The following is a 24,228-nucleotide window of genomic DNA, read 5'->3' as shown; positions in this document are numbered from 1 at the left end:
CCTTAAACGATCCGATTCAGTATTAACCGCGCCTGCAAGCCGCCCAGCGGCGAGCGGCCGAAGTCGATGTCGGCGCTGTGCAGCGCGACGATGCGTTGGGCGATGGACAGGCCCAGGCCGCTGCCTTCGGCGGATTGGGCGGTTTCGACGCAGCGGTAGAAACGCTGGGTCAGGCGCGCCAGTTCGGCGTCGGCGACGCCGGGGCCGGTGTCGTCGACGCAGACCGCGACTCGGCCGGCTTCGAGCCGGCAGGACGCCAGCACCGCGCCGCCGGCCGGGGTGTATTTGATGGCGTTGTCCAGCAGATTGCGCAGCAGGATTTGCAACAATTGCGGATTGGCCGCGACCGCCAATTTGGCGTCGCCGCGCAATTCCAGATCGATTTGCTTGGCGCGGGCCAACGGTTCCAGATCGGCCAGCGTGTCGGCCAGCACTTGATGAATGTCCACGCTTTGCAAATCGATCCCGGCGTTATGGTGTTGCACCCGCGCCAGCGTCAACAATTGCTGAACCAAATGCGTCATCCGCAGCACGGCCTGTTGCGCCTTGGCGATGGCTTGGTCGCGCATGGCCGGATCGACAGCTTTTTGCGCCACTTGCAGTTGGGTTTGCAGGCCGGCCAACGGCGTGCGCAGTTCGTGCGAAGCATCGGAGGTGAAATTGCGTTCGTTGACGAAGGCCTGTTCCAGCATCGCCAGCAAGGCGTTGAGCTGATTGACCACCGGCAGCATTTCCTCGGGCAAGGCGTCCAAGGCCAGCGGTTGCAGGAAGTCGGCCTCGCGGCTGGCCAGTTCGTCCTTCAGCCGGTTGATCGGCCGCAAGGTGCGGCTGACGATCAGCCAAATCACCAAGCCCAGTACCGGCAGAGCAATCAGCACGCCGATGATTTGCTGGCCGGCGATGCTTTCGACCAGTTGCCGGCGGATGTCGTCGCGCTGGCCGACGTGGATCACGTAATCGCCGTTCTCGCTGCTCAAACTGAACACGTGCCAGAGCTGGCCGTCCAGTACCGTTTCGCTGTAGCCGTTGCGGGTCAGCGACAGCGCGAATTCCGGCGCGCTTTCCGAGCGCAATACCAGACCGTCCTTGATCGAACGCAGTTGGAAGGCAATCTTGCGTTCGTATTTGTGGCCGAGGATAGGGGTGTCGAACAATTCCGGGGTTTTCTCGCGCTCCCACAGTTTGGTCAACGCGCGCAGCCGCAGCATGTTGTCGACAAAGGCCTGCACCACCCGCGCCGATTGCGCCAGCTCGGCGTTGAACAATTCGGCGATTTCGTCGCGGGTGCGTTGGTAATTCAGATAGGCGCTGACGCTCCAACCCAGCAACAGGGCCGACAGCAGCGAGAACAGCAGTTGCTTTTTCAGCGAGCGCGGCGCCAGCCGCCAGGGTTTGGTCATCAGTCGTGATCGACGATGTAACCGACGCCGCGTATCGTGCGGATCAGGCCAGCGTCCAGCTTTTTACGCAGATGGTGAATGTGAACTTCGACCGCGTTGCTCTCGACTTCCGAGCCCCAGGCGTACAGCGCTTCTTCCAGGCGGGCGCGGGAAATCACCTGGCCGAGATGACCGAGTAAATAGCTGAGCACTTCGAATTCCTTTTGCGACAAGTCCACCGGCTTGTCCAGGTAATACACCTGATGGGCGGCCGGGTCTATCGTCACGCCCTTGTGCTCGATCAGCGGTTGGGCGTGGCCTTCGTGGCGGCGGGCGAGGGCGCGCAACCGGGCGCAGATTTCGGCCAGATCGAAGGGCTTGGCGACGTAGTCGTCCGCGCCGTTGTCCAGTCCGGCCACCCGCTCGGCCACGCCGTCGCGGGCGGTCAACAGCAGCACCGGCGTGCTGTCCTTGCGCCGGCGCAGATTCTTCAGCACGGTCATGCCGTCCATACGCGGCAGGTTCAGGTCGAGGACCACCAAGTCGTAGCGGTTCAATTTCAAGGCTTCGTCGGCCTGGGCACCGTCGGTCAGCCAATCGACGGCGTAGCCTTCCAGCGTCAGCCCGGCTTTGATACCGTCGCCCAAAATTGCATCGTCTTCCACCAATAATAAGCGCATGATGTTCCCAACCGGTTGCACAATTCGGCCGGCATTGTAGCAAGGAATTGCAACGGCGGATTTGCCGGTCTCAAGCTTGGATTTGCCGTTAGACCGAATCGTTGCTACATTTCGAACGTTTAGATCAATTCCGGCCGGAGGCTAATATGCGGCACATTTCTAGGTTCAAAGGCCGGCGCCGCTGGGGGACGCCATGGCTAGCGCTGGCGTTTGCCGCCGCCGCGCAAGCCACGCCCAGCGACGATTCCGACATTCTGGCCCGGCGCGGCCAGCAACGGCCCTTGCCGACCGATGCCAGCCAGCCGCCGACGCTGACGTTGAGCCAACCGGCCGGCGGTTGGACCAGCGGCTTGCAGATTAAGGTGGAAGGCACTTGTTCCGATCCGGCCGCCGACCCGGTGGTGGTCAACATCAACGGCGTGCGCTACTACGTGCGCAACGTCAACGGCGGTTTCGCCCGTGCCTTCCCGGCCGCCAAGGGCAAGAACACCGTGATCGCCGAATGCGCCAACGCCGCCGGCGTTGCTAAAGCCTCGACGACGGTGGACGCGGTGATCGCGCCGATTCCGTTGAAAGTGGTGCTGACCAGCGACAGCGACGGCGTTTACACCGATTTGCATATTTACGAGCCCGACAATACCCACGTTTACTGGGCTGATACCAACTCGACCAGTGGCGGCATCTTCTTTCTGAATCAAAACGGCGACAATTTCGACCAGGCCGGTTACGGGCCTTATCTGTATGTGCATCCGGCCCCGCCGGTCGGGGTGTTCCGCATCGACACCAATTACTGGCCGGGCGGTGCGGTGCAGCATACCCTGGCGAATTTGGACATTATTCTCGACGAAGGCCTGCCCAGCGAAAGCCGGCGCCGGGTGCAAAAACCGCTGGCCCGGCCCGGCGAAACCCAAACCCTGGCCTACGTGGTGATTCAGGGCAATCGCCGGCCGGCGAAAATCTACGTGCCCGGCCAGGATGCCGAACGCGACATGCCCGCCGAGGTGCGCGACTACATCAAGCATGACCCCAAACGCGAAGGCGAGGACAGTGGCGGCGCGGAGCTGGGTTTCCTGCCGCCGCAAGACGAACAGGCGCTGCGCCAGGTCGTTACCGACGTGGCCCTGCTGCAAGCCCGCAAACTCAGTCCGCTGTGGGAAACCAAGCAACGCGATTGCGCCGGCCTGGTGCGCTTTGCCTACCGCACCGCGCTGGAACCGCGCGACGCCGCTCGCACCGCCAAATTGGGCGTGCCGGCCAAGCTGAATTTACCGCCGGTATCGGAGCAGGCCAGGCAGGCGCTGCCGGCTTATCCGCAAATCTGGCAAACCGGCATCGGGAACGGTTTGCCGCGCTACGGCCATTTCGCCGACGCCGAGACGTTGATCGGCTACAACTTCCGGCTGAAATCCCGCGACCTGGCGGCGGCGCGAAACGGCGATTTACTGGTCTATCAAAAGCCCTTGATTAACGACGAGCCCTATCATTTGATGCTGTTTGCCGCCGGCCGCGCCGAGAATCTGGCCGTCTACCATAACGGTGCCCTGGGTGCCGACGGGCAGGTGCGGGTGGTCAGAATCGCCGAATTGTTGGAATCGCCCGATCCGGTCTGGATACCCCGGCCGGAGAATCCGTATTTTCTAGGAGTGTACGAATGGAACCGCTTACGCCCGCAAAACGCCTGACCGCGATGGCCGCCGCCGCGCCCTGGTCGTGACGGCCGGCGTCGTCGCTTATCGGCAGTTGACCGAGAAACCGCTGGGGCAATTGACCAGGGCCGGACTGCCGATGCTGGATTTGGCCGTGCAATTGACCGACGCCGAAGGCAACGTGTTGGCGGCCGAGGGCTCGCGGGTGGCCAACGGCGAGCCGGCGCCGGAAGGCGACGAACGCTGTCCGGCCTTGAGCGGCGGCGATATCGCCTCGGCGACCGCCGTCGATGCCAGCGTGCCGCGCGCCGGCGATTGTCCGCGTCGGGCCGCTTGGTACGTCAAGAAACATCCGGTGGCGCTAAGCCTGCATTTCAACAACGGCGCGGCCTTCTTGAATTGGTGGGACCGCCAGCCGCGACTGCAAGCCTTGGCCGACGACCGCTTCGTGCACGGCTTGTTTTTCGGATTGCTGCAAAGCTTGAAGGTGCGGGCCGAGCAACTCAATCTGGATGGCTTGCAAGGCGAGTTTCTGCAACAACTGCTACGCGACGCGCTCGGCGCCGACGCCGAATTGCATTACGACATGGCTCACGCCAGCCAGGGCTGGGTGCTGAGTTATCGGCGTAGCGCCAGCCGTTACAGCGACCGGGCCATGCCGGCGCTGGCCGGCTTGTTGGCGGCCAGCGGCTATCGGGTCGGCAAGTTGCCCCAGCCTATCTTGGAAACCCGGATTGGCCCACAAAAGCTGTTTTTTACCGAATATCAGGGCAGGGTGTATCTCGCGCAAGGCTTGGAAGCTCTTCTGAACGTGATCGATAGCGTCGCGCCGCAAACCCAAGCCGGCGCCGCGCCGTTGAGCCTAACCCTGCGCGCCGAAGCCTTCGTCGGGCATTTGCTGCCGGTGTTCGTCGGCGCGGCCGAATATCCGTTGCGTTGGGATTTCGCGCTGACCGAAGGCGAACTCGGCGTGCTGCAATTGCCGCCGGCGCTTTGGCAAACCCGCTTGCACGGCCAATTGTTCGAAGGCGTGCTGGCCAGCATGCCGCACGACGCTTTTGCTGGTGTCGCCGCCAGCTTGGCGCTGCCGCCGACCTGGACGCTGGACGACTGGCGCGGCTTGGCGACCGACGGGCCGGCAACGGCGCCGCCAAGTCCCGAGCCGGCCGGCATCGCGCTGATCTGGGACTTCAATGCCGATAGTCCGGCCGGCGCGGTCGGCGTGATTGTCGCCAATCCGGGCCAACCGCAAGCCAGCGCCGCCTACGTCCAATATCTGAAAAATCCCGATCTCGGCGCCGAATGCGCCGGCGGTAGTCTGTTTTTGGCCGCCAGCTCGGAAAGCCTGTTGACGCGGATGAAGGACGCTTGCGCCCGGCAATCGCTCAGTCCGTTGGATTGGCAGCGCGGCGCCGAAAAGTCGCGCTGGCAAGCCGCGCAACTGGCGGCCTTCGTCAATCCCGGCGCCGGCCTTCGCGAACTGTTTCTGGCCGGCGGTGCCGGCGAGACCGCCCAGGACAGCAACGAATTCGCGCCGCGCTGGCAGCAGGATTACACCAACGCCAAGGCCGCGATGCGCCGCGACGGCGAAAAACTGTTCGCCGGGTTGCCCATTTTCAGCTACGCCGGGCGCGCCGATACCACCGGCGCCCGCCTGGCCGGGCGTTTGCTGGCCCAATGAGCCGCCAGCTCGGCTGATCGGTCTCGGCGCTGGGCAAATAGCTGGTGCCGAGGTAGGCTAGACGGCTATTTCCCAGCGGTTCTTAAACATGAAATACAAAATTCCGATCGCCGCGACCTTGCTGGCCGTGGCTGGCGCGATTTGGCTGGCCAACCGCAAGCCGGCGCCGATCGATGTCGAAGTCTATACATTGGCCGAGGGCGAGGTGCGCGCCACGGTCGCCAACACTCGGGTCGGCACGGTCAAGGCCTGCCGGCGCGCCTATCTGGCGCCGGCCACCGGCGGTCAGGTCGCCAAGCTGCACGTGCGGGAAGGCGATAAGGTTCGGCAAGGCCAGGTATTGCTGGAAGTCTGGAACCAGGATTTGCACGCCCAGGCCGCGTTGCAGCAGGCCCAAATCGCTGCCAACCTTGCCGCCGCCGAGCAAGCCTGCCAACTGGCCGGCGGCGCCGAGCGCGAAGCGGCCCGGATCAGCCGCTTGGGGCGGCGCGACCAAATTGTTTCCGAGGAACAAGTCGACAAATCGGTGACCGGCGGCAAAGCCCAGCGGGCCGGCTGCAAGGCCGCGCAACGGGCGGTCGATGTGGCGCAAGCCCAGCTCGGCGTCGCCGAGGCCGCCATCCAACGCACCTTGGTCAAAGCGCCGTTCGACGGCACCGTCGCCGAAGTCAACGCCGAACTCGGCGAGTTCGTCACGCCGTCGCCGCCGGGCATTCCAACCTTGCCGCCGATCGATTTGCTGGACTTGAGTTGTTTGATCGTGTCGGCGCCGATCGACGAGGTCGATGCCGCCGCGCTGAAGACCGGCATGACCGCCTGCGTGTCGTTGGACGCTTTTCCGGACAAGCGCTGCTCGGGCGTGGTCAGCCGCATCGCGCCCTATGTGTTGGAAAAGGAAAAGCAGGCCCGCACCGTCGAAGTCGAAGTCACCATGAAAGACCCGAAAGATCTGGCCGAACTGATGCCCGGTTACAGCGCCGATATCGAGGTGTTGCTGAACCGTAAGGAAAGCGCGCTACGCCTGCCGGCCGAAGCCATTCTGGAAAATAACCGGGTGTTGACGATAGATGCCGACGGCATCTTGCGCGAGCGCGGCTTCAAACCCGGTTTGTCCAACTGGAGCTATACCGAAGTGCTGGATGGCCTGCAAGCCGGCGAGCGAGTAGTCGTGTCGCTCGGCAAGGAAGGCGTTAAGGCCGGCGCGCGGGTCAAGGTCGTCGAGTGATACGGCTGAGCGGCATTGGCCGGCAATTTCAGGTCGGCGAACAAACCGTGCAAGCCTTGCGCGGCATCGATTTGCACGTGGCGCGCGGCGATTACTTGTCGGTGATGGGGCCGTCCGGCTCTGGCAAATCGACCTTGCTGAACATTATTGCCCTGCTGGATCAGCCCAGCGCCGGCCGCTACTGGCTGAACGGCCGGGATGTCACCCAACTCAGCGATGACGAACTGGCGCGAACCCGGCGCGATAACATCGGCTTCGTATTTCAGTTTTTTCATCTGATCCCGCGCCTGACCGCCGCCGAAAATGTCGAAATGCCGATGATCCTGGCAGGCATTCCGGCCAAGCAGCGCCGGGAACGGGTCGGCGAGGCGCTGGCCTCGGTGAGCTTGGCCGACCGCGCCGAACATCGCCCCAACCAACTGTCCGGCGGCCAGTTGCAGCGCATCGCCATCGCCAGGGCCATGATCATGCGCCCGGCCATCCTGTTGGCCGACGAGCCGACCGGCAACCTGGACAGCCAGTCCGGCCTGGAAATAGTCGAACTGCTGGAAAACCTGAACCGGCAGGGTGTCACGCTGGTCGTCATCACCCACGATCCCAATCTGGGCGCGCGGGCCGGAAGGCAAGTCAGGATAGTGGATGGGGCGTTGGTTTGAGTTCGATGGCGCGTGGCAAATTTCCAATACATCAGGCCTTGTCCGGACTGGCGGCACTTCCGGTTCACCGCCGGATGAATCAGGCTGCTAACAGTGTTCTAATGCATTGACAACGTTCCGATTTCTCGTTTAAAAGTCGTCTAACAATAATCACAACGTTTTACAGGGGGGGCAGGCGCATGCAAATCAGCGTGAATTCATTAGAGATCAGGGCAATCCTATTCGTGTGCGTGCTGTTCCACCAACCCACCTCGTTGGCCGACGCCGACCTTGGCTACCAAAAGCGCGGCCACTATGCCGAAGGTCGGCGCGACAAACCGGTGACCAGTGTCGGCATCGAGCTGATTTCAGTGCTAGGAGCCTGTCGGACTTAAAAGCCAATAGTCCATTCGGTAACTTGGTTAGATAAAATAGGTGGTATAGAAAGAACCAGCAACCGGGAGAGCCCTTGATGAGTCGATTCATTCCTGTCAACCGCCATCAAATCTATCTATTACCCCCTCGGTGGACGAATGGTTGCCGGAGGATCACTTGGCGCGTTTTGTCGTCGAAGTCATCGAGCAGTTGGATTTAAGCCGGTTGACGAGCCGCTATCAAGGTCGGGGTTCGGCGGCGCACCATCCGGCGATATTATTGGCACTGCTGGTCTATGGGTACGCCACCGGCGTGTTTTCCAGCCGGAAGATCGAACGAGCCACCTACGATTCGGTGGCGTTTCGTTTCTTGTCTGGTGATACCCATCCCGATCACGATACCCTGGCTCACTTCCGCAAGACGTTCCTGGTCGAGTTGGAAGACCTGTTCGTCCAAGTGCTGAGTCTGGCGCAAGCGATGAAGTTGGTGAAGCTGGGGCAAATCGCGTTGGACGGCACCAAGCTCAAAGCGAATGCCTCCAAGCACAAGGCCTTGTCCCACAGCCATATCGAAAAGCTCGAAGCACAGCTACGAGACGAAGTTCAGGCCTTACTGCAAAAGGCCGACGAAACCGACGCGGTGGACGACCGGGACGGCCTTGATCTGCCGGACGAATTGGCGCGGCGGGAAGACCGGCTGAAAGCCTTGCGTGAAGCGAAAGCCAAGATCGCCGAGCGGGCCAAACCGCGCGACGCGCAAGCCGAACAGGCATACGAGGACAAGGTGTCCCGCCGGGAAGCCCAGCGGCAAGCTGGCCAAAAGCCGCGAGGCCCGGAACCCAAGGCGCCGGTAGCCGGCCCCAAGCCCGACGATCAAATCAACCTGACCGACGAGGAATCGCGCATCCTGCCGAGTCACGAAGGCTTTGTGCAAGGCTACAACAGTCAGGCCGCCGTCGATGTCGATACGATGCTGATCGTGGCCACCACGGTCACGCAGCAGACCAACGACAAACAACAAGTTGAGCCGATGCTGGCCGAACTGAAAAAACTGCCCGACGCCTTGGGCCAAGCCGAAGCCCTACTGGCGGACACCGGCTACTTCAGTGCCGCCAACGTCCAGGCTTGCGAACGAAACCGGATCGAACCTTTAATCGCCATGGGCCGTGACAGTCATCATCGGCCGTTGGCGGAACGTTTAGCCCCGGATGCGCCGGAACCGACTGGCGACGATCCGCTGGAAAAGATGGCTTGGTACTTGAAAACCCGCGAAGGCAAAGCCCGTTATGCCAAGCGCAAATGCACGGTGGAACCCGTGTTCGGGATCATCAAACAGGTACTCGGCTTTCGCCAATTCTCCTTACGCGGTCTGGATGCGGTCACCGGTGAGTGGAAACTGGTGGCCATGGCCTTCAACTTGAAACGGATGCATATCTTGGCGAGGGTCGTCTAATGGTCGAAACGATTGGCCAGCAAAAGGCTCGATTGGCGTTATCGGAATCCAACGCCAAAACGCTCGCCTAACCAGTGGCAAATCCTTCCTTCGACCGCCGTCTTCGCTGAGCTGGATGACAACAGAAGTGCCGGTAAGTTAAGTCCGACAGGCTCCTAGCCGATTACCAAGAACCCGCCGGCAGCCTTGCCGACCACATGCAGGCGCGCTTTTATTTGCAGGAAAATACCCCGGTCTGTTTGGTCGCCAGGGAAAAGGACAACCGCAAGTTTTATTGGCTGGACCAAGTTCAACAATCCTGGCAACCCGGTGAATTCAATACCTTCTCCTGGCCGACCGCGACTGTCATCAAACCCTTGCAACTCAAAGTAACCGATTTAGGTGTGTTGGTGCGGCTGCAAGACTGCCCAAGCGTCGATAGTGCGGCGCCGGACCGCATTGCCCCGGCGATTTTGTATCAAAATCAGCCGCCAAACGAATTGTCCGCTTACGTTTTTACCTACAAATTACGCGCCAATGCCAAAGTCAAGCTAAAGGTCAAGTCGCTGGCTGACGGCCAAACGGTATTCCCCAAGGAACTGGGTAATAAAACCGGCGTTTTCGAGGTGGTGGTGCCTGCCAATAAACTGGCCTCGGGCGATTATCAAGTTGAATTGACCGGTTACGACCTTGCCAGTAATTCTCCCGTCTATCAGTCGGTTAGGTTTTTCCACCCAGCCAAACCACTCTGATCGCCGATGCCTAAAAACGCTTTGGTCGGCTGGCTTTCCAGGAAAAACCGGATTGTCTTAGCCTGGATTGTAGTACCCAGTGTTGTCTTTGGCTCAATCGCGTTGGTCTTGGCATTTTGGCCCATTTCCACTCAGGTAGCGATTCAGGCGCAAGCTCAGTCAGTCCAGTTCAGCCCGGCAGCCGACGCGACGAGTATGTTATGGAATGGCGCGTTAAAGTTTGCCGCGTTAGATATTCAGGGCTTGCAGAAACTGGGTGTGCCGGGTGATTGGTCGCTTAGCGAAAACAGTCAGCCAGTTAGCGCCACCAGTGAAATGCGGAATTGGCTGGGAGCCGAATCGCCACTCGCCGAACTGCATATCACCACGGCCGGATGGCTTAGTGAAGTTAAACTAGCCCCAGAAACCGAACTACGCTTGGAAGCCATCGGGAATCGGCAATTTACGCTACGCTGGCTGGATAAGCCGCAAACCCTGTTGATCGTGCCAATCGGCCAAAGCCAAATCCAAGGACACCATCTGCACCGAACTGCCCTGGATAAACCCCGGCTGGACGACTTGAATTTACAACTCAACTCGCCTCCCAGCCAGCCTTTCGAGCTGGGCGTTAAAGCCGGCGGAACCCTAACCGTTCGTGCGGAAACGGTCTTATTGCTGCCGCACGCATTGCCGGTCGGTCAGTTGGCTTTTAAAGAACAAACTCGCGACGGCGCGGCCGTGTGTAGCTTGCGCGGCGAGCTGAAACTGCGTTATCCGGATTTTCCGGAACGTAAGGAACTAACCTTACCCGCACCCAGTAACTGTGAAATACAATCAGACCGTGACAATCCGCTGCAACTGAGCGGACTGCATTTGAACGAAAAAGGCGATGGCTGGATGCTGACGATCACGGGCAGCGCCGCCGAACTAAAGCTAGGCCGGGACGATTATCGCATCAACGCTTTGGAAGCCTTATGGGCCAACGATTTGGCGAAGATTATTTTCGCCATCGTAGTCTGGGTAGCCAGCCTGGCGCTGGGTGCCTACAAATTACACAAAGAGGAGAGTAAATCGTGATGCGCTGGGTTTGGCTGGTGTGGGTCGGTTGGTTAATCGCAGGTTCAGCGTGGGCGGAAAACTACGATGCCTTAAGGGCCGGCATCGTTAAAGTGACCACCACGGACGGCCGGATTGGTACCGGATTTGTCGTGCAAATCGACGGTAACAACGCTTACGTCGTGACGGCCTCCCATGTAGTGGAAGGCGAACAAAATCCTGCCTTGACTTTATATCAACGCCAAAACGATCCGCTGCGAGGGCAAGTGATCCACTTGGAAGGCGGCGACCCACGCGGCTTGGCCTTGGTCAAAATCAACGGGAACCTGCCTTCCGGACTGGTTGCGCTGCCGTTAGCAGCCGATAACGTCCGCCCCGACGAGTCTATTGTGTTGATCGGTTTTCCGCTGGGCGGCGGCGCTTGGATGCCGGTAGTAGGTCAAGTCGGCACGCCTAATAACAAGGATATGACAATGTCGGCGATTATCGAGGAGGGCAACTCCGGCGGTCCAGTGCTGTATAACCGCCAAGTGGCAGGCGTCGTGATGAAACAGTCCGGTGAAAAGACTTTCGGCAAAGCCGTGCCGATCAGCATCGTCAAAACCACTTTGGAAAATTGGGGTGTCGTCGTTGGCAGTAGTGCGCATTTGCCAGTTACTATGCCGGCCACCAGCCCCGAACCCTGCCGCCTCTGCCCCGATATGGTCAATATCCCGGCCGGGGATTTCTGGATGGGCTCCGCCGACAACGAGCCGAATGCTGATAAAGACGAAAAACCTAGACACAAGGTTCATGTTGACGCTTTCCGATTGGCGAAATACGAAGTCAGCCGGGCTGAGTTCGAGGCGTTTGTCGAGGCGACGGGCCATGTAAGCGGCGAGTGCGGTATCTGGGACGGCAAGCAATTGGTGATTAAAGCCGGCAGCAGTTGGCGCAATCCTCCGAGTTTCGAGCAAAGCGGCGATCATCCGGTGGTGTGCGTCAGCCATGACGACGCTCAGGCTTACATCCGCTGGTTAAATCAGCAAACCGGATTCACTTACCGTTTGCCGACCGAGGCCGAGTGGGAATATGCGGCGCGTGCCGGCGCCAGCACGACTTATCCGTGGGGCAACGCCGTGGACGATGCCTGCCGGTTTGGCAACGTGGCCGACCAGGCCGCGCGGCAGACTTTTAAAGATTGGACGATAGCCAACTGTCGAGATGGTTATGTCTACACCGCACCGCGCGGCCAATTTCTCCCCAACGGTTTCGGGCTATACGACATCAGTGGCAACGTCTGGGAATGGACTTGCAGCGCCTACAACACCAAGAACGGCTATGATGGCAGCGAGAAACGTTGCTCCAGCGCAGGCCTGCGGGCGATCCGCGGCGGTTCCTGGGATAACGGACCGGTGGACCTCCGCTCGGCCTACCGCGGCGGGTACAATCCGGTCAACCGGGACTTCAACCTCGGCTTCCGTCTTGCCCAGGACTAACCCTTGGCCCTTTGTGCTTTTACCCTTTGCTCTCGCGCGATTTTTTCCGGCGTCCTTATCCCAGAAAATCCTCAATCGACCGGGCAATCCCCGGAAACGCCTGCAGTACTTTGCGGTCGGCGGTAATCAGCGGAATATGCCGCAATTTGGCCAGCGCCACGAATTCGCAATCGTAAGCCGAGCAATCGCTGCCGGCCACTAATTGCAAAACCTGGGCGGATGAGACTTCGTATTCGTTTTGCTGCAGCAAGGTTTCAGCCTGGCGAACGATGCGCAAGGCGTCGTCCAAGGTCAGCAGGTTTTTGCGCAGATACAGGGCCAGGACGTTGCGAAATTCGCTTTTCCACAGAGTGGGCGCCAGCCAATGCGGTTCGTGCTGTAACAGGCGTTCGGCTTGCGCGGATTTTTCACTGTTCAGATACAGGTAGGCAATCGTGTTGGTATCGACAACGATCATGGCCGGCCGGCGGATTTAGCCTGATCGATGTCCTGGTCGGTTAACAGGTAGTGTGTGGTTTTCTCTCGCAATTGCCGGGCTTGAGCGAGATGCTGATCGACACTGAGCCGATGCGGATCGATGACTCGCTCCACGCAGTAAATGACTTCGCTGTTAATGCTGCGATGGTGCAATTTGGCGGCGGTTTTGAGCTGTTCGTATAAATCGTCGGGGATGTTTTTTAGGGTCAAGGTTGCCATGATGCTCACCTGGAAAATCAAATGGGTTCCATTATGGAACCTCATCAACACCTGTCAAGCACCCGGTCAATAAAACACCCTGAACAACCTCTGTATCTGTTCGAATTCGAACAAATACGGTTGGGCTACGTCGCGGTTGGCGGCGACCACCAGCAGGTCGTGGGAGAACACCGAGGTGTTGTACCAGTTGAAGCTGCCGTCGATGACGATGTAGTCGTCGATGACGCAGTATTTGCTGTGTATCGGCGAGTAGGGCACCGGTAGATCGTCCTGGCCGTACACCAAGCCGACCCGGATGCCGGCGTCCTTCAGGCGTTGCACGGCCGGCAACAGCGGGCGGGCCAGTTCGTCGCGCATTGGCCGCTCGACGCCGATCTTGCCTTGGCGGGCCAGATGACCGTTCAGCAACAGTTGCACGTCCACGCCGCGATCGCGGGCCTGGATCAGCGCCGACACCACGCTGTCGTGGTGGTCGCCGAGCAGGTCGCCGATCAGAAACAGACAGACTTTGATCGAGCGGCGGGCGCGGTGGATTTCGGCGAGTATCGCGTGATGCGGCCGGTAGACCTTGCCGTTGGCCATGGTTTGCCGGCCGAAGGTGTACAGCAGATTGAACGGGCTGAGCGGGTCGATGCCGTATTTTTGGATGACGCCGCCGCGCTGGCTTTGGAAGATGTTGTCCAGCAGCCGGCACACGCCCTGCGAATGAAAGCTCATCCCCGATTCCCAGTTGGCCCACCAGCGGTCGAAGGTGATGTTGAACGAGCCAAGGATGCAGTCCTCGTCGTTGAAGATCACGAACTTGGTGTGCATGTCCGGCTCGACTTCGATCAGATGATGCTTGGGGGTGCAGAACACCCCGACCAATTCGATGCCGGCCCGTTTCAGGCGCGCGTAGTTGTCGCTGTTGGTCAGCGTCATCTTGCGCCAATCGACGACGCATTGCACCAGCACGCCCTGGCGGCTGGCGTGGATCAGGTGATTGATGAAGTCGTGGTCGTCGATGCAATCGACGCTGACCTTGATCGTGCAAAGCCGCCGCGGCTGATGATGCTTGGCGGCGATGGTCTTGTCGATGTGGTCGTGGATGTAGCGCTTGGGATGGTAGGGGTGGTGCTGTTGCCCCTTGGTGAATTTCGGCGTCAGATTGAGTGTGTCGAAACGTTGGGCGTACCAGTCGGCGTCGCTTTGTAACTGTTTGGGATCGAGTTCGTGGGCACGATAATGGTTGGGCGTCGCCCAATGGTCGCCGATGTGGCGATGCTGCGGTTCGGGATCGCTGGGTTGCTGGCCGTCCATGAAGATGTATTCCTGGCGGGAGGCGATTGAATGTTCGCCGAGATGGACGATGAACGCAAACTTGATGCAGTGAATCTTGCCGAACTGGCGCGAGTAGGGCAGCACGTAGAAGTCGCGGGTGCTGCGTTTATGGCGGTTCCATTCGATGTCGTAGGCGTCGGTATCGACGATATAAGTCTCGCAAATCTCGGCCCGGTACACGCGCAAAATCACTTTCAAATTGGCCGCGACGCCGTGATTCATCTCGAAATCGAGCTTGCCCCAGCGGATGTCGAAGCTTTCCCGAAAATCGTTGCCGCGCGGAAAGTAACCGCCCAGTTTGCCGAACACCGGCCTAGCGTAATGTTCTGCTGCTTGCATCTGTGATTGCCTACCTCGAACTAGCGATGAAACGGGTTAACGGGGCTCGAACTCGAAAAGATAACCGCAATGATCGGAAACCCTGCCGTAGTCCTGTTCGGTAAAGACCGCCCTGGCGGCGACGGCCTTAAGCGCGCCGCTCTTGTTCATGAAAATGTAATCGATTCGATAGTCTTCCGCCAAGTAGTTATGCCAGTGCGGATCGTTGACCCGGTAGATTTGTTGGTACAAATTGGGCGCGCTGGCCGCCAAATATTGATCGCGGTATTGGTTGCCTTCGACGATCAAGCGGTAGCCGATCGAGCCGGCCGCGACGTTGAAGTCGCCGCACAGCAGAGTGCCGCAGACCTCGCTGTCGCGGCGGGCGTCGGCCCAGGCCGCCAAACGGCGGAATTGGCTTTCGAACCCGTCTTCCCACCAGCTCAGATGCGCCGAGAATACGTCGATGCGGCCGAAGCGCGGCAGCGTGACGTTGGCGGCGACTACTTTGCGAGAGTGTATGCTGTAGACATCGCTGCTGTCGGACACGTAGCGCGATTCCTGGCGTTCCAGCGGATAGCGGCTGAGGATGGCGACCCCTTCCCGGTAGCGGTCGAAACCCAGATGCGACCAATCGCAATGCAAGTGAAACGGTCGCGATAGCCGCGCGTTAATGATGTTGGCGGCGTTGGACGGCCAGTCGCCGTAGCCGTTGTTCCAATGCTCGGCGACTTCCTGCAAGCACACCAAATCGGCCCGCCAGTCGTCGATGGCGCGGGCGATTTGGCTGAATTTGCGGTCCTGATCGTCTTCCTGATAACAATGCAGATTCAACACCAGCACCCGTAGCGGCGGCCGGCTGAGCCGGTAGTTTTGGCCGGCGCGATTGTCCCAGTAGCTGCGGGACCGGGTGTGGGCGGCGATGCAATATTCGATGCGAAAGGCTTCGCCGATCCGCAAGCGCGTGTGCCAAAGCCGGGCCGGCTTCAGGCCGGTCGCGGGTCCCGCCGCCGGTTTGCGGCGGCGGCCGGCCGCCTTGCACGGCGCTTGCCGGGTGCGCCGCCAACCGTCGCCGCTCCAATGCACGCTGACATGATCGATGTCCAGCGTCGCGTCGGTCGCGACCACGACAGGCCATTCGACGGTTTCCAGATCCAAGGCCGTCGGCAAGGTCAAGGTTTGCAAGACCAAATCGTCGGCCAGATGATGGCCGCTGCCGGCGCGGGTTTGATAGTCGCGGCCTAGATTATTATCCCAGGCTTCGCCGTCCGGCCAACGGTAGTGCAGCGCGAACCGGATCCCGCCCGGTAAGGCCGGTCCGGTCTCGGCGCCGAACTCCGCCACCGCTTGCCAAACTTCGCCGCCTTCCGGCGTCTTGGCCAGGTAGCTCGCGGGCAGGCGTTGCCAGACGCCGTCGCGGCCGCACCAGACCACATCGACGGTTTTGCGGTAGTCCAGATCGGCGACCAGGATCAGGAAGGTTAAGGTTTGACGGCGCGCGCCGGCCCGGCCGCCTGCGGTATTGCTGGTGTAAAGCAAGCGTATCGGGTCCATGCCGGGCTCCTGGTGCGATGGGCTGGCGAAATCCGGCGCGGCGGTCCGGGACGCGATGCCGGCTTAGCCGGCGTAATCGCGAAAGTCTATGTCGGGGAAAATATCGTCCATGATCTCCAGTGCTGTCAAATATCGCTCGTCGATGCGATTCTTGCGGATCGCGTCGTGCAAATAATTGAAGCGGGCCAGATGGTCGGCGATCCGCTTTCTGGCGTAATCGACGGTGGTGCCGGCCTTCATGATGAAGGGCCAGTCCGAGGCCTGCGCCAGCAGCAACGAGCGGGCGGCCTGATTCAGCGCGCGTTCTTGCGCCGGCGTGATCTTGAGGCCGTTCAGATCGTTGGCGAGCTTTTCCATTTCGGCGGCGGCCCGGTGCAGCAGCGGATAAATCCAGTCGTTGCTTTCGTTCAGCCAATAGCTCGAATAGCCGTGTTCGCCCCAGCTCGACGCGGCCGGTCGGCCGATACCGTGGCGCAGCGGTTGCTGAAGGTAGTCGGAGCAGGCGGCCGTCGTCAAGCCGCTATCCGATTCGGCCGCCAACCGTAACACCTGTTCCAGCCAAAGCGGACCCTCGTACCACCAATGGCCGAACAGCTCGGCGTCGTAGGGGGCGACAATGATGGGCGCTTGCGACAGTTCGCCATCCAGAGCGGCGATTTGCTCGCGGCGGCGGCGCACGAAGTCGGCGGCGTGCTGTCTGGCCTTGGCTTGGGCCTGAGCGGGTTGATAGGCTTGCTTGGGTTGGTTCTGTCCGGTGATCCGGTAATACTTGATACCGGTGTTGACGCGGGTTTCGCGGTCCAGGATGTAGGGCGCGACGTACTCCAGCGGCAGGTCGAAGCCGATGTCCCGGTAATACTCGCGGTAATCCGGGTCGCCGGGATAACCCTGCTCCGCGCTCCACACTTGGCGCGACGAGGCCGGATCGCGACCGAAGGCGGCGACGCCGTTTCCGCAATCCAGCGGCGCGTAGACGCCCAGGCCCGCCGTATTGGCGGCGGTCATCAGCGCATGGCTGTCGACGAAGAAATGGTCGATGCCGGCGGCGGCCAATTCGTCTTCCAGGCCCGGATAATAGCCGCATTCCGGCAGCCAGAAGCCGCGCGGCCGAAAGCCGAAGCGCGACTCGAAACAGCGCAGGCCGACGCCGATTTGATTGCGGACAGCGGTCGGACTGACGTTGAGCAAGGGCAGAAAGCCGTGAGTGGCGGCCGTGGTCGTCAATTCCAGATTGCCGGTGGCGTGATGAAACTGAAATGCCGGCAACAATTCGCAACGATAGCGTTCGCGGTAGCGGTACAAAGCGTCTTGATATTGCCGCAGATAAAACTCGGCCAAGGCCTGAAACTGGGGCAGGCCGCGGGTGCGGGCCACCTCGCGCTCGGCCAGTTCCACCCGGTCTTGCAAATAGTGCAAGTAGCGGTTTTGCAGCAAGGCGTCGCCCAGCATCGTGATCAAGGTCGGCGATAGCGACAGGGTCAAGCGGTAGGCGATCCGGTCGTAATGCAGCCGCTCCAATACCCCCAGCAAGGGCAGATAGCATTCGGTGATTGCCTCGAACAGCCAGTTTTCCTCGAAGAAACTGGCGTGTTCGGGGTGATGCACATAGGGCAGATGGGCGTGCAAAACGATGGCGAGATAGCCTTTAGTCATCGGCGTCTGAAGTCGGAGCCGCGGATCGGCGGCCAGGGTTGAGGAAGCCGCGAGCTGCAGCGGCAACATGAATTGCGCGACGCTCGGCGTCAGATCGTGATTGCCGTCGGGTAACGCGGCGGTCGCGGCATCGTTGGAAATCGCCAGCGGACTGAATTGCCGGTCGCCGGTCAAGCGGCCGAGTACGGCCCGGTAGTGGGCGGCGGCGGCGCCGAGGTATTCGGGCAGGACGATGCGTTGCCGCGAGGCGTCGGCGGCTACCGGCACGTCGAACCAGACCGGCGCGCTGGCCGGGGGGACGGCGAGTCGGCGGCCGGGTTTGTTGCTGGGGCTTGCCGGAAGATGCGCAGCGTCAGCGGGCTGGATTCCGGCTGGTTCGGCAAAGTCGCGGGCGGAGGAGCGTCCAATTGCCAAAATGCGTGCAGGTGGCGGGGGTCTATCGGCAACAGCAGCAGACTGGCTTGACTGCCGCGCGCGCGCGGCGCGTATTCGCGGCTGATTTGTTGACTGATTTCCAGCAATTCGCTGGGCGAGAATCCGCCGGTCGGCGCGCGCCGAACCCCGGATTCGTAGCGGCGCGGCGCGAATTGGCGGCTGATGGATAGACTGATTTCGCGTAATTCTTCGGCCGATAGCGGGGCGCGACTAGGAGTTGGTGACTGCGAAAAAGCCATCGGCGACGATAAGGAATCGGATTGTTGATTTCGACACGCTGTCAACTGCGTGAATTGTGCGGTATTTGGCAAAATCGGCAAATTGCGAAGACTCTACTCGTTGTCGCCTATTTACGCAAGGCATAGGCCGGATCGCCCGAATTGCAGTAGAATCGGGGCTTTCGGACTTTTTCGGTCAAGGAAATGCATAAACAATACCACTTGAAGTCGGGTAGTCCTTATCCCCACGGCGCCAAAGTCGGCGAGGGGGGCGTCAATTTTTCGATTTCCAGCCGTCATGCCACTTACGTGGAGCTGTTGCTGTTCGCTCAGTCGGACAGCGAAAAGCCGTTCCAAATTATTCCGTTAACCACCGATAAGCACCACACCTTTTTTCCTGGCACGTGTTCGTCGTCGAATTACCGGTCGGCACCTGGTACGCCTGGCGCTTGGACGGCCCGTCGCAAACGCGGGAAACGGGATTGCGCTTCGACCGCGACAAGTTGTTGCTCGATCCCTGGGCGCGAGCGGTCAGCGACAAGTTGTGGGTGCGCGGCGCGGCCTGCGTGCCCGGCGACAATAGCTATCACGCGATGCGCGGTGTCGTCGTCGACGACCATTACGATTGGGAAGGGGATACGCCGCTGTCGATACGCAGCGAGAAAGTCATCGTCTACGAATTGCACGTCGGCGGTTTTACCCGGCATCCGTCGGCCAAGGTTAAGCATCCGGGGACCTTTCTGGGGCTGATCGAAAAAATTCCCTACCTGAAAAAACTGGGCATCACCCATGTCGAATTGTTACCGGCGATGGCCTTCGACGAACAGGACGTGCCGCCGCATACCGCCGAGCGCGGTTTGACCAACTATTGGGGTTACAGTACCCACAGCTTTTTCAGCCCGCATCCGGGCTATTGCGTGACGCCGGAACAGGGTACTCACATTAGGGAGTTTCGCGATCTGGTCAGGGCGCTGCACAAAGCCGGTATCGGCGTGATCATGGACGTGGTGTTCAACCATACCTCTGAGGCCGGCAGCGATGGGCCGGTCATCAATTTCAAGGGGATTACCGGCAACAGCTTTTATCTGACCGACAAATACGACAAAAGGCTATTTCTGGATTACACCGGTTGCGGCAATACCGTCAACGCCAACCATCCGTTGGTGACTAACTTCATCATCACTTGCCTGGAATATTGGGTGCGGGAGATGCACGTCGACGGTTTCCGCTTCGATTTGGCTAGCGCCTTGGCGCGCGGCGAGGACGGCAGCGTGTTGCAGGACCCGCCGTTGGTGTGGGGCATCGAGCTGTCCCAGCAGTTGGCCAAGACCAAACTGATTGCCGAGGCTTGGGACGCGGCGGGTCTGTATCAAGTCGGCAATTTCCCCGGCTACCGTTGGGCCGAGTGGAACGGCCGCTACCGCGACGCGATACGCCGCTTCGTGCGCGGCGACGGCGGCATGATCAACGAAGTGGCCACCCGCATCTGCGGCAGCAGCGATCTCTACGAGCATCAGCATCGCTTGCCGATCAGTGGCATCAACTTCGTGACCTGTCATGACGGCTTTACGCTGCACGATCTGTTTAGTTACAACGACAAACACAACGAAGCCAATGGCGAGGAAAACCGCGACGGCTGCAACAACAATCTCAGTTACAACTGCGGCGTCGAAGGGCCGACCGACGATCCCGAGATTTTGGCCGTGCGGCGGCGGCGCGCCAAGAACGCGTTGGCGATTCTGCTGCTCAGCCACGGTGTGCCGATGTTGCTGGCCGGCGACGAATTTTTGAATAGCCAGGGCGGCAACAACAACGGCTATTGCCAGGATAACGAGCTGAGCTGGTTGAACTGGGAGGATGCCAAGAAGAATGCCGACGTGCTGCGCTTCGTGCAGACTCTGATTAAACTGCGCAAGCGCCACACCGCGCTGATGCGCCGCCGCTTCCTGACCGGAAGGCCGCTGGAAGGTAAGACGCTGCCGGATATTCACTGGTACGATGTCGATCAGATGCATCCGCCGGCCTGGACCGATCCCGAGGCGCGCTTTTTGTCGTACACGCTGTCCGCGTTGGCCAAGGAGGAACCGGATTTGCACGTGGTGATGAATATGTCGAGCGAGGATGTGCTGATCGATTTGCCCAAAATCGAAGGCAAGGCTTGGTGTTTGTCTATCGATACCGCGCTGAGTTCGCCGGCCGACGCCGTCGAACTCGCCAATCAGTCGCCGCTGTCGCTACAGCAATACCGGGTGCGCGGCAATTCGGTGGTGGTATTGGAGAATACCCGTTTTTCCAACGAAGGCGGCGGCGAGTCCGTGTCGCATAAAGCATCCGCCTTTCTGACCAAATTGACCGGCATCCGTTTGATCGATTAGGCCCATGCCTCGGGGCTCGTTCTCGAGCCCCGGTTTCGGCGGCGAACGCCCCAAATTAGAGCGCTGGTTCGAGTTTCGGTATCATGCGGTTTTGCCGTCGATACAGGAAACCGCCCATGCCCATTTTTGCCGCGTTGTCCCGCCATGCCGCTCCGCTGCCCGAGGATTTGCAATCCGTCGCCGCCGGTTTTTGCGAGCGGTTGGCGGCGGTTCTGGACGCCGAACAGGCGGCGGTGCTGGAGCACGAGGCGATCGCGGCGAGTGCCTTAAAGGTTTGCGTTTGCAGTCAATTCGTCGCCGACAGCCGGCTGCGCGAACCGGGCTTGATTGCGGAATTGGCGGCCGCCGGCGATTTGTTCGCGCCGACGCGCCGGGATCAATACGCCGCCGCGTTACGGACGGCCGTTGCCGAGATCGACGGCGAACCGGCGCTGGCCAAGGTCTTGCGCCGGTTTCGGCGTCGGGAAATGGTGCGTATCGCCTGGCGCGATTTGGCCGGCTGGGCCGATTTGGACGAAACGCTGGCCGATCTGACCGCGTTAGCGGAAGCCTGCATAGCCGCCGCGTTGGATTATTTGTACGCTCGGGCCTGCGATCGCTGGGGAACGCCGACGCTGGCCGACGGTAGGCCCTTCAATATCGTGGTGCTGGGCATGGGCAAGCTCGGCGCCTGGGAATTGAATTATTCGTCCGATATCGACTTGATTTTCGCGTTTGCCGAAGACGGCATGTTGACCGGCAAAAAAGAAATCAGTTACGGGGAGTTTTTTACCCGCTTGTGCCGGTCCTTGGTCAAGATGTTGGACGAAATCACCGTCGATGGCTTTGTGTTTCGTACCGACGTCAGGTTGCGGCCGTTCGGCGACAGCGGCCCGTTGATCATGGATTTCGACGGCATGGAAAAGTACTACCTGACCCAGGCGCGGGAATGGGAACGCTACGCGATGATCAAGGCCCGCCAGGTGGCCGGCGACTTCGAAACCGGCCGGCAATTGGCCGCGCTGATCAAGCCCTTCGTCTACCGCCGCTATCTGGATTACGGCGCCTTCGAGGAGTTGCGCTCGTTGAAGTTTCAGATCGCTCAGGAGCTGAAGCGCCGCGACCGCTTGGACAACGTCAAACTCGGTCCGGGCGGCATCCGCGAGGTCGAGTTCATCGGCCAGGCCTTCCAGTTGATTCGCGGCGGCCAGGAGCCGGTGCTGCAGCAGCGCGAGATTCAAGTCATCCTCGCCGCGCTGGCCGACCTGAAGCTGATGAGCGGCGATGACGTGGCGGCGCTGAAGTTCGCGTACCGCTTCCTGCGCCGCACCGAAAATCACATCCAGGAATACCAGGACAAACAAACCCACGATTTGCCGACCCAGCCGGTGGTCCGGCAAATTTTGGCTTACTCGCTGGATTTCGAGGATTGGGAAAGCTTCAAGCGCGAGCTGGACGCGGTGCGCGAGCGGGTGCAGGATACCTTCGAGCAAGTGTTTTCGCTGAGCGAACAGGACACCAAGCAACGCAGTGCCCGGTTGATCTGGACTTGCGCCGCCGACGACGATTTAGCGTTGGAAGCGCTGGCGGACTACGGGTTCTCCGAACCGCGCAATGTGCTGCAAGCCATCGTCGATTTCAAGCACAGCCACGCGGTCAAGCGCATGACCGCTAAGGGCGCGACCATACTGGAGCGCTTGGTGCCGCAGACAATAGAACGCGTTGCCGAGACCGAACACCCCGAAACCACGTTGCCGCGGGTGTTGAAGCTGTTCGAGGCGGTGACCGGCCGGGCCGTCTATCTGTCCTTGTTGGCCGAGAATCCGCAGGCGTTGGCGCAATTGATCAAATTGACCGCCGCCAGCCCTTGGATCGCCGACTATCTGGCGTTGTATCCGATACTGTTCGACGAATTGCTGGATACCGGCGCCCTTTACGCGCCGCTGCAAAAACAGGCGTTGCGCGAGGACTTAGGCTTGGCCCTGAGCCGGGTCGAAGCCCAGGACAGCGAACAATTGATGATCGCGTTGCGCCTGTTCAAACATCAGCATGTGTTGCGGGTGGCGGCGGCCGACATCATGGGCTTTATTCCGGTGATGGTGGTCAGCGATTACTTGACCTGGATCGCTGAAGCAATCTTGGAGCAAGTGCTGACGCGAGCCTGGGGCATGCTGGGCGCCAAGCACGGTTATCCGCCCGCGACCGGACCGGAACCCAAGCATTTCGCGATCCTCGGTTTCGGCAAATTCGGCGGCATCGAACTCGGTTACGGCTCCGACCTGGATTTGGTATTTCTGTACGACGCCGCCGATGGCGATGCGCTCACCGATGGCGATAAGCCGATCGGCACCGCGCAGTTTTATATCAGGCTCGGCCAGAAGATCCGCCATATCCTCGATACCCGGATGCTGTCCGGGGTGTTGTACGAAGTCGATCTGCGGCTGCGGCCCAATGGCGATTCGGGTTTGTTGGTCACGCATATCGGTCATTACGAAGCGTATTTGCGCGATCAGGCTTGGACTTGGGAGCACCAGGCCCTGGTCCGAGCCCGCTTCGTCGCGGGCGACACCGAGTTGCAAACCATGTATGAGGCGATTCGGGAGCGGATTCTGGCCCTGCCCCGCGATTACCGGGAGTTGCAGACCCAAGTGCGCGAGATGCGCCAAAAGATGCGCGACAATCTGGCGGCCAAGGATCCGGCGGTATTCGACTTAAAACAAAGCGCCGGCGGTATCGCCGATATCGAATTCATCGTGCAGTTTTGTATTCTGGCGCATGCGGCACGGCATTCCGATTTGGCCAAGTACACCGACAACGTCCGGCTGTTGGACGGCTTGCAGGCCCACGGCTTGATGCCGGCCGCCGAAACGGCGCTGTTGAAACAGGCTTACTGCGCCTATCGCGATTACGGCCACCACCAAGTATTGCAAGATCTGAGCGCAACGGCGGCGGCCGGCGATTTCACGGCGCTGCGCGCCGAGGTCGAGCGACTCTGGCAACAATACATGTGTTAGATCCTCGATACGCTTGGCTTGAAACAGGCGTTTGGCGGCGGCAACCACTGCTCGAGCGAGGAAGGAGCGCTTTTTCAAGGCGCGTTAGCTTACGTGGAGAAGGCCGGCTGGAAGCGGGTTTATTGGCGTATGGCGTAAAAATATTCGGAGGTGCGTACGCGCGCAGGCGCGTTGGAAATAACCGCAGAAACCGGGCGTTAATTTTTCGCGATGGAGTCCGCTACACTTGTGCTTCGGGTTCGTAGCCGCGTTCTTCCGGAACCCCGCGTCGATGGGCGTGCTAGTTCGGTACGGGGGAAGTTACCGGGGAAGGTGTGGACGAACGCAGAAACTTCAGCACAGAGAATAA

18 protein-coding genes and 1 pseudogene are annotated in these 24,228 nt (G+C 60.3%); 11 read left to right on the top strand and 8 right to left on the bottom strand.

Going from position 1 to position 24,228, the window contains the following annotated elements:
- Nucleotides 1-2 precede the first annotated feature (2 nt).
- Both ACP4CD_RS12795 and ACP4CD_RS12790 read right to left on the bottom strand, forming a co-directional pair.
- Nucleotides 3-1,400, bottom strand: a complete 1,398-nt coding sequence (locus ACP4CD_RS12795) for an ATP-binding protein (RefSeq protein WP_426991193.1) — start codon at nt 1,398-1,400, stop codon at nt 3-5.
- Nucleotides 1,400-2,059 carry a response regulator gene (locus ACP4CD_RS12790; protein WP_064031174.1) on the bottom strand — a complete coding sequence of 220 codons (660 nt, stop codon included), beginning with the start codon at nt 2,057-2,059 and terminating at the stop codon, nt 1,400-1,402. Before ACP4CD_RS12790 ends, ACP4CD_RS12795 begins: the two co-directional genes overlap by 1 nt.
- A gap of 146 nt (nt 2,060-2,205) precedes the next feature.
- Here ACP4CD_RS12790 and ACP4CD_RS12785 point away from each other — a divergent pair, with 146 nt between their 5' ends.
- From ACP4CD_RS12785 to ACP4CD_RS12745, 9 genes and pseudogenes are all read left to right on the top strand, one after another.
- The gene (locus ACP4CD_RS12785; protein ID WP_064031177.1) at nt 2,206-3,741 is read left to right on the top strand and encodes a DUF1175 family protein; all 1,536 of its coding nucleotides are present in this window, start codon (nt 2,206-2,208) and stop codon (nt 3,739-3,741) included.
- Nucleotides 3,742-3,769: 28 nt separating this feature from the next.
- On the top strand, nt 3,770-5,386 hold the full coding sequence (locus tag ACP4CD_RS12780; RefSeq protein ID WP_426991192.1) for a hypothetical protein: 1,617 nt from the start codon (nt 3,770-3,772) through the stop codon (nt 5,384-5,386).
- An 88-nt stretch (nt 5,387-5,474) separates the two neighbouring features.
- A complete protein-coding gene (locus ACP4CD_RS12775) occupies nt 5,475-6,611 on the top strand; it encodes an efflux RND transporter periplasmic adaptor subunit (protein WP_313728985.1) in 1,137 nt (378 codons plus the stop codon).
- Nucleotides 6,608-7,267, top strand: coding sequence for an ABC transporter ATP-binding protein (locus ACP4CD_RS12770; protein WP_426991191.1), 660 nt, complete (start codon nt 6,608-6,610; stop codon nt 7,265-7,267). The genes ACP4CD_RS12775 and ACP4CD_RS12770 overlap by 4 nt, the downstream gene beginning before the upstream one ends.
- Nucleotides 7,268-7,446: 179 nt before the next feature.
- The gene (locus ACP4CD_RS12765) at nt 7,447-7,641 is read left to right on the top strand and encodes a hypothetical protein (RefSeq protein WP_426991190.1); all 195 of its coding nucleotides are present in this window, start codon (nt 7,447-7,449) and stop codon (nt 7,639-7,641) included.
- Nucleotides 7,642-7,718: 77 nt separating this feature from the next.
- A pseudogene (locus ACP4CD_RS12760) lies at nt 7,719-9,073 on the top strand (IS1182 family transposase).
- Nucleotides 9,074-9,270: 197 nt separating this feature from the next.
- Nucleotides 9,271-9,804 (top strand): hypothetical protein, encoded by a 534-nt coding sequence (locus ACP4CD_RS12755; RefSeq protein WP_426991189.1) that lies wholly within the window; start codon nt 9,271-9,273, stop codon nt 9,802-9,804.
- Between the two features lie 108 nt (nt 9,805-9,912).
- A complete protein-coding gene (locus tag ACP4CD_RS12750; RefSeq protein ID WP_139306100.1) occupies nt 9,913-10,860 on the top strand; it encodes a hypothetical protein in 948 nt (315 codons plus the stop codon).
- A complete protein-coding gene (locus tag ACP4CD_RS12745) occupies nt 10,860-12,317 on the top strand; it encodes an SUMF1/EgtB/PvdO family nonheme iron enzyme (protein WP_426994681.1) in 1,458 nt (485 codons plus the stop codon). Before ACP4CD_RS12750 ends, ACP4CD_RS12745 begins: the two co-directional genes overlap by 1 nt.
- Nucleotides 12,318-12,372: 55 nt before the next feature.
- Here ACP4CD_RS12745 and ACP4CD_RS12740 read toward each other — a convergent pair whose 3' ends face one another.
- The 6 genes from ACP4CD_RS12740 to ACP4CD_RS12715 all read right to left on the bottom strand — a co-directional run bounded on the left by ACP4CD_RS12740 (nt 12,373) and on the right by ACP4CD_RS12715 (nt 18,532).
- The gene (locus ACP4CD_RS12740) at nt 12,373-12,774 is read right to left on the bottom strand and encodes a type II toxin-antitoxin system VapC family toxin (RefSeq protein ID WP_071155280.1); all 402 of its coding nucleotides are present in this window, start codon (nt 12,772-12,774) and stop codon (nt 12,373-12,375) included.
- Nucleotides 12,771-13,013 carry a FitA-like ribbon-helix-helix domain-containing protein gene (locus tag ACP4CD_RS12735; RefSeq protein WP_064031166.1) on the bottom strand — a complete coding sequence of 81 codons (243 nt, stop codon included), beginning with the start codon at nt 13,011-13,013 and terminating at the stop codon, nt 12,771-12,773. Before ACP4CD_RS12735 ends, ACP4CD_RS12740 begins: the two co-directional genes overlap by 4 nt.
- Nucleotides 13,014-13,079: 66 nt before the next feature.
- Complete coding sequence (locus tag ACP4CD_RS12730) at nt 13,080-14,672, bottom strand: phospholipase D-like domain-containing protein (RefSeq protein WP_071155278.1); 1,593 nt, start codon at nt 14,670-14,672, stop codon at nt 13,080-13,082.
- A 36-nt stretch (nt 14,673-14,708) separates the two neighbouring features.
- The gene (locus tag ACP4CD_RS12725) at nt 14,709-16,205 is read right to left on the bottom strand and encodes an endonuclease/exonuclease/phosphatase family protein (protein WP_426991188.1); all 1,497 of its coding nucleotides are present in this window, start codon (nt 16,203-16,205) and stop codon (nt 14,709-14,711) included.
- Nucleotides 16,206-16,268: 63 nt separating this feature from the next.
- Entirely contained in the window at nt 16,269-18,125 is a 1,857-nt protein-coding gene (locus ACP4CD_RS12720; RefSeq protein WP_426991187.1) for a glycoside hydrolase family 57 protein, read from the bottom strand.
- Complete coding sequence (locus tag ACP4CD_RS12715; RefSeq protein ID WP_426991185.1) at nt 18,116-18,532, bottom strand: hypothetical protein; 417 nt, start codon at nt 18,530-18,532, stop codon at nt 18,116-18,118. Before ACP4CD_RS12715 ends, ACP4CD_RS12720 begins: the two co-directional genes overlap by 10 nt.
- 383 nt (nt 18,533-18,915) lie before the next feature.
- Here ACP4CD_RS12715 and glgX point away from each other — a divergent pair, with 383 nt between their 5' ends.
- Nucleotides 18,916-20,886: a glycogen debranching protein GlgX gene (gene glgX / locus ACP4CD_RS12710; protein WP_426991183.1), complete on the top strand. Its 1,971-nt coding sequence runs from the start codon at nt 18,916-18,918 to the stop codon at nt 20,884-20,886.
- 116 nt (nt 20,887-21,002) lie between these two features.
- Nucleotides 21,003-23,879: a bifunctional [glutamate--ammonia ligase]-adenylyl-L-tyrosine phosphorylase/[glutamate--ammonia-ligase] adenylyltransferase gene (glnE, locus tag ACP4CD_RS12705; RefSeq protein WP_426991182.1), complete on the top strand. Its 2,877-nt coding sequence runs from the start codon at nt 21,003-21,005 to the stop codon at nt 23,877-23,879.
- Nucleotides 23,880-24,228: the final 349 nt, after the last annotated feature.

The organism is Methylomonas stagni (assembly GCF_050154735.1).
Taxonomy (GTDB): domain Bacteria; phylum Pseudomonadota; class Gammaproteobacteria; order Methylococcales; family Methylomonadaceae; genus Methylomonas; species Methylomonas koyamae_A.
The sequence above is the reverse complement of the archived record's forward strand: the minus strand, read 5'-3'. Positions and strand labels throughout refer to the sequence as shown.

What these genes read in the sequence shown, in the direction of transcription:
- ACP4CD_RS12795 (WP_426991193.1), bottom strand. Translation starts at nt 1,400, where the DNA reads ATGACCAAACCCTGGCGGCTGGCGCCGCGCTCGCTGAAAAAGCAACTG.
- ACP4CD_RS12790 (WP_064031174.1), bottom strand. Translation starts at nt 2,059, where the DNA reads ATGCGCTTATTATTGGTGGAAGACGATGCAATTTTGGGCGACGGTATC.
- ACP4CD_RS12785 (WP_064031177.1), top strand. Translation starts at nt 2,206, where the DNA reads ATGCGGCACATTTCTAGGTTCAAAGGCCGGCGCCGCTGGGGGACGCCA.
- ACP4CD_RS12775 (WP_313728985.1), top strand. Translation starts at nt 5,475, where the DNA reads ATGAAATACAAAATTCCGATCGCCGCGACCTTGCTGGCCGTGGCTGGC.
- ACP4CD_RS12765 (WP_426991190.1), top strand. Translation starts at nt 7,447, where the DNA reads ATGCAAATCAGCGTGAATTCATTAGAGATCAGGGCAATCCTATTCGTG.
- ACP4CD_RS12755 (WP_426991189.1), top strand. Translation starts at nt 9,271, where the DNA reads ATGCAGGCGCGCTTTTATTTGCAGGAAAATACCCCGGTCTGTTTGGTC.
- ACP4CD_RS12745 (WP_426994681.1), top strand. Translation starts at nt 10,860, where the DNA reads ATGCGCTGGGTTTGGCTGGTGTGGGTCGGTTGGTTAATCGCAGGTTCA.
- ACP4CD_RS12740 (WP_071155280.1), bottom strand. Translation starts at nt 12,774, where the DNA reads ATGATCGTTGTCGATACCAACACGATTGCCTACCTGTATCTGAACAGT.
- ACP4CD_RS12735 (WP_064031166.1), bottom strand. Translation starts at nt 13,013, where the DNA reads ATGGCAACCTTGACCCTAAAAAACATCCCCGACGATTTATACGAACAG.
- ACP4CD_RS12730 (WP_071155278.1), bottom strand. Translation starts at nt 14,672, where the DNA reads ATGCAAGCAGCAGAACATTACGCTAGGCCGGTGTTCGGCAAACTGGGC.
- ACP4CD_RS12725 (WP_426991188.1), bottom strand. Translation starts at nt 16,205, where the DNA reads ATGGACCCGATACGCTTGCTTTACACCAGCAATACCGCAGGCGGCCGG.
- ACP4CD_RS12715 (WP_426991185.1), bottom strand. Translation starts at nt 18,532, where the DNA reads ATGGCTTTTTCGCAGTCACCAACTCCTAGTCGCGCCCCGCTATCGGCC.
- glnE (WP_426991182.1), top strand. Translation starts at nt 21,003, where the DNA reads ATGCCCATTTTTGCCGCGTTGTCCCGCCATGCCGCTCCGCTGCCCGAG.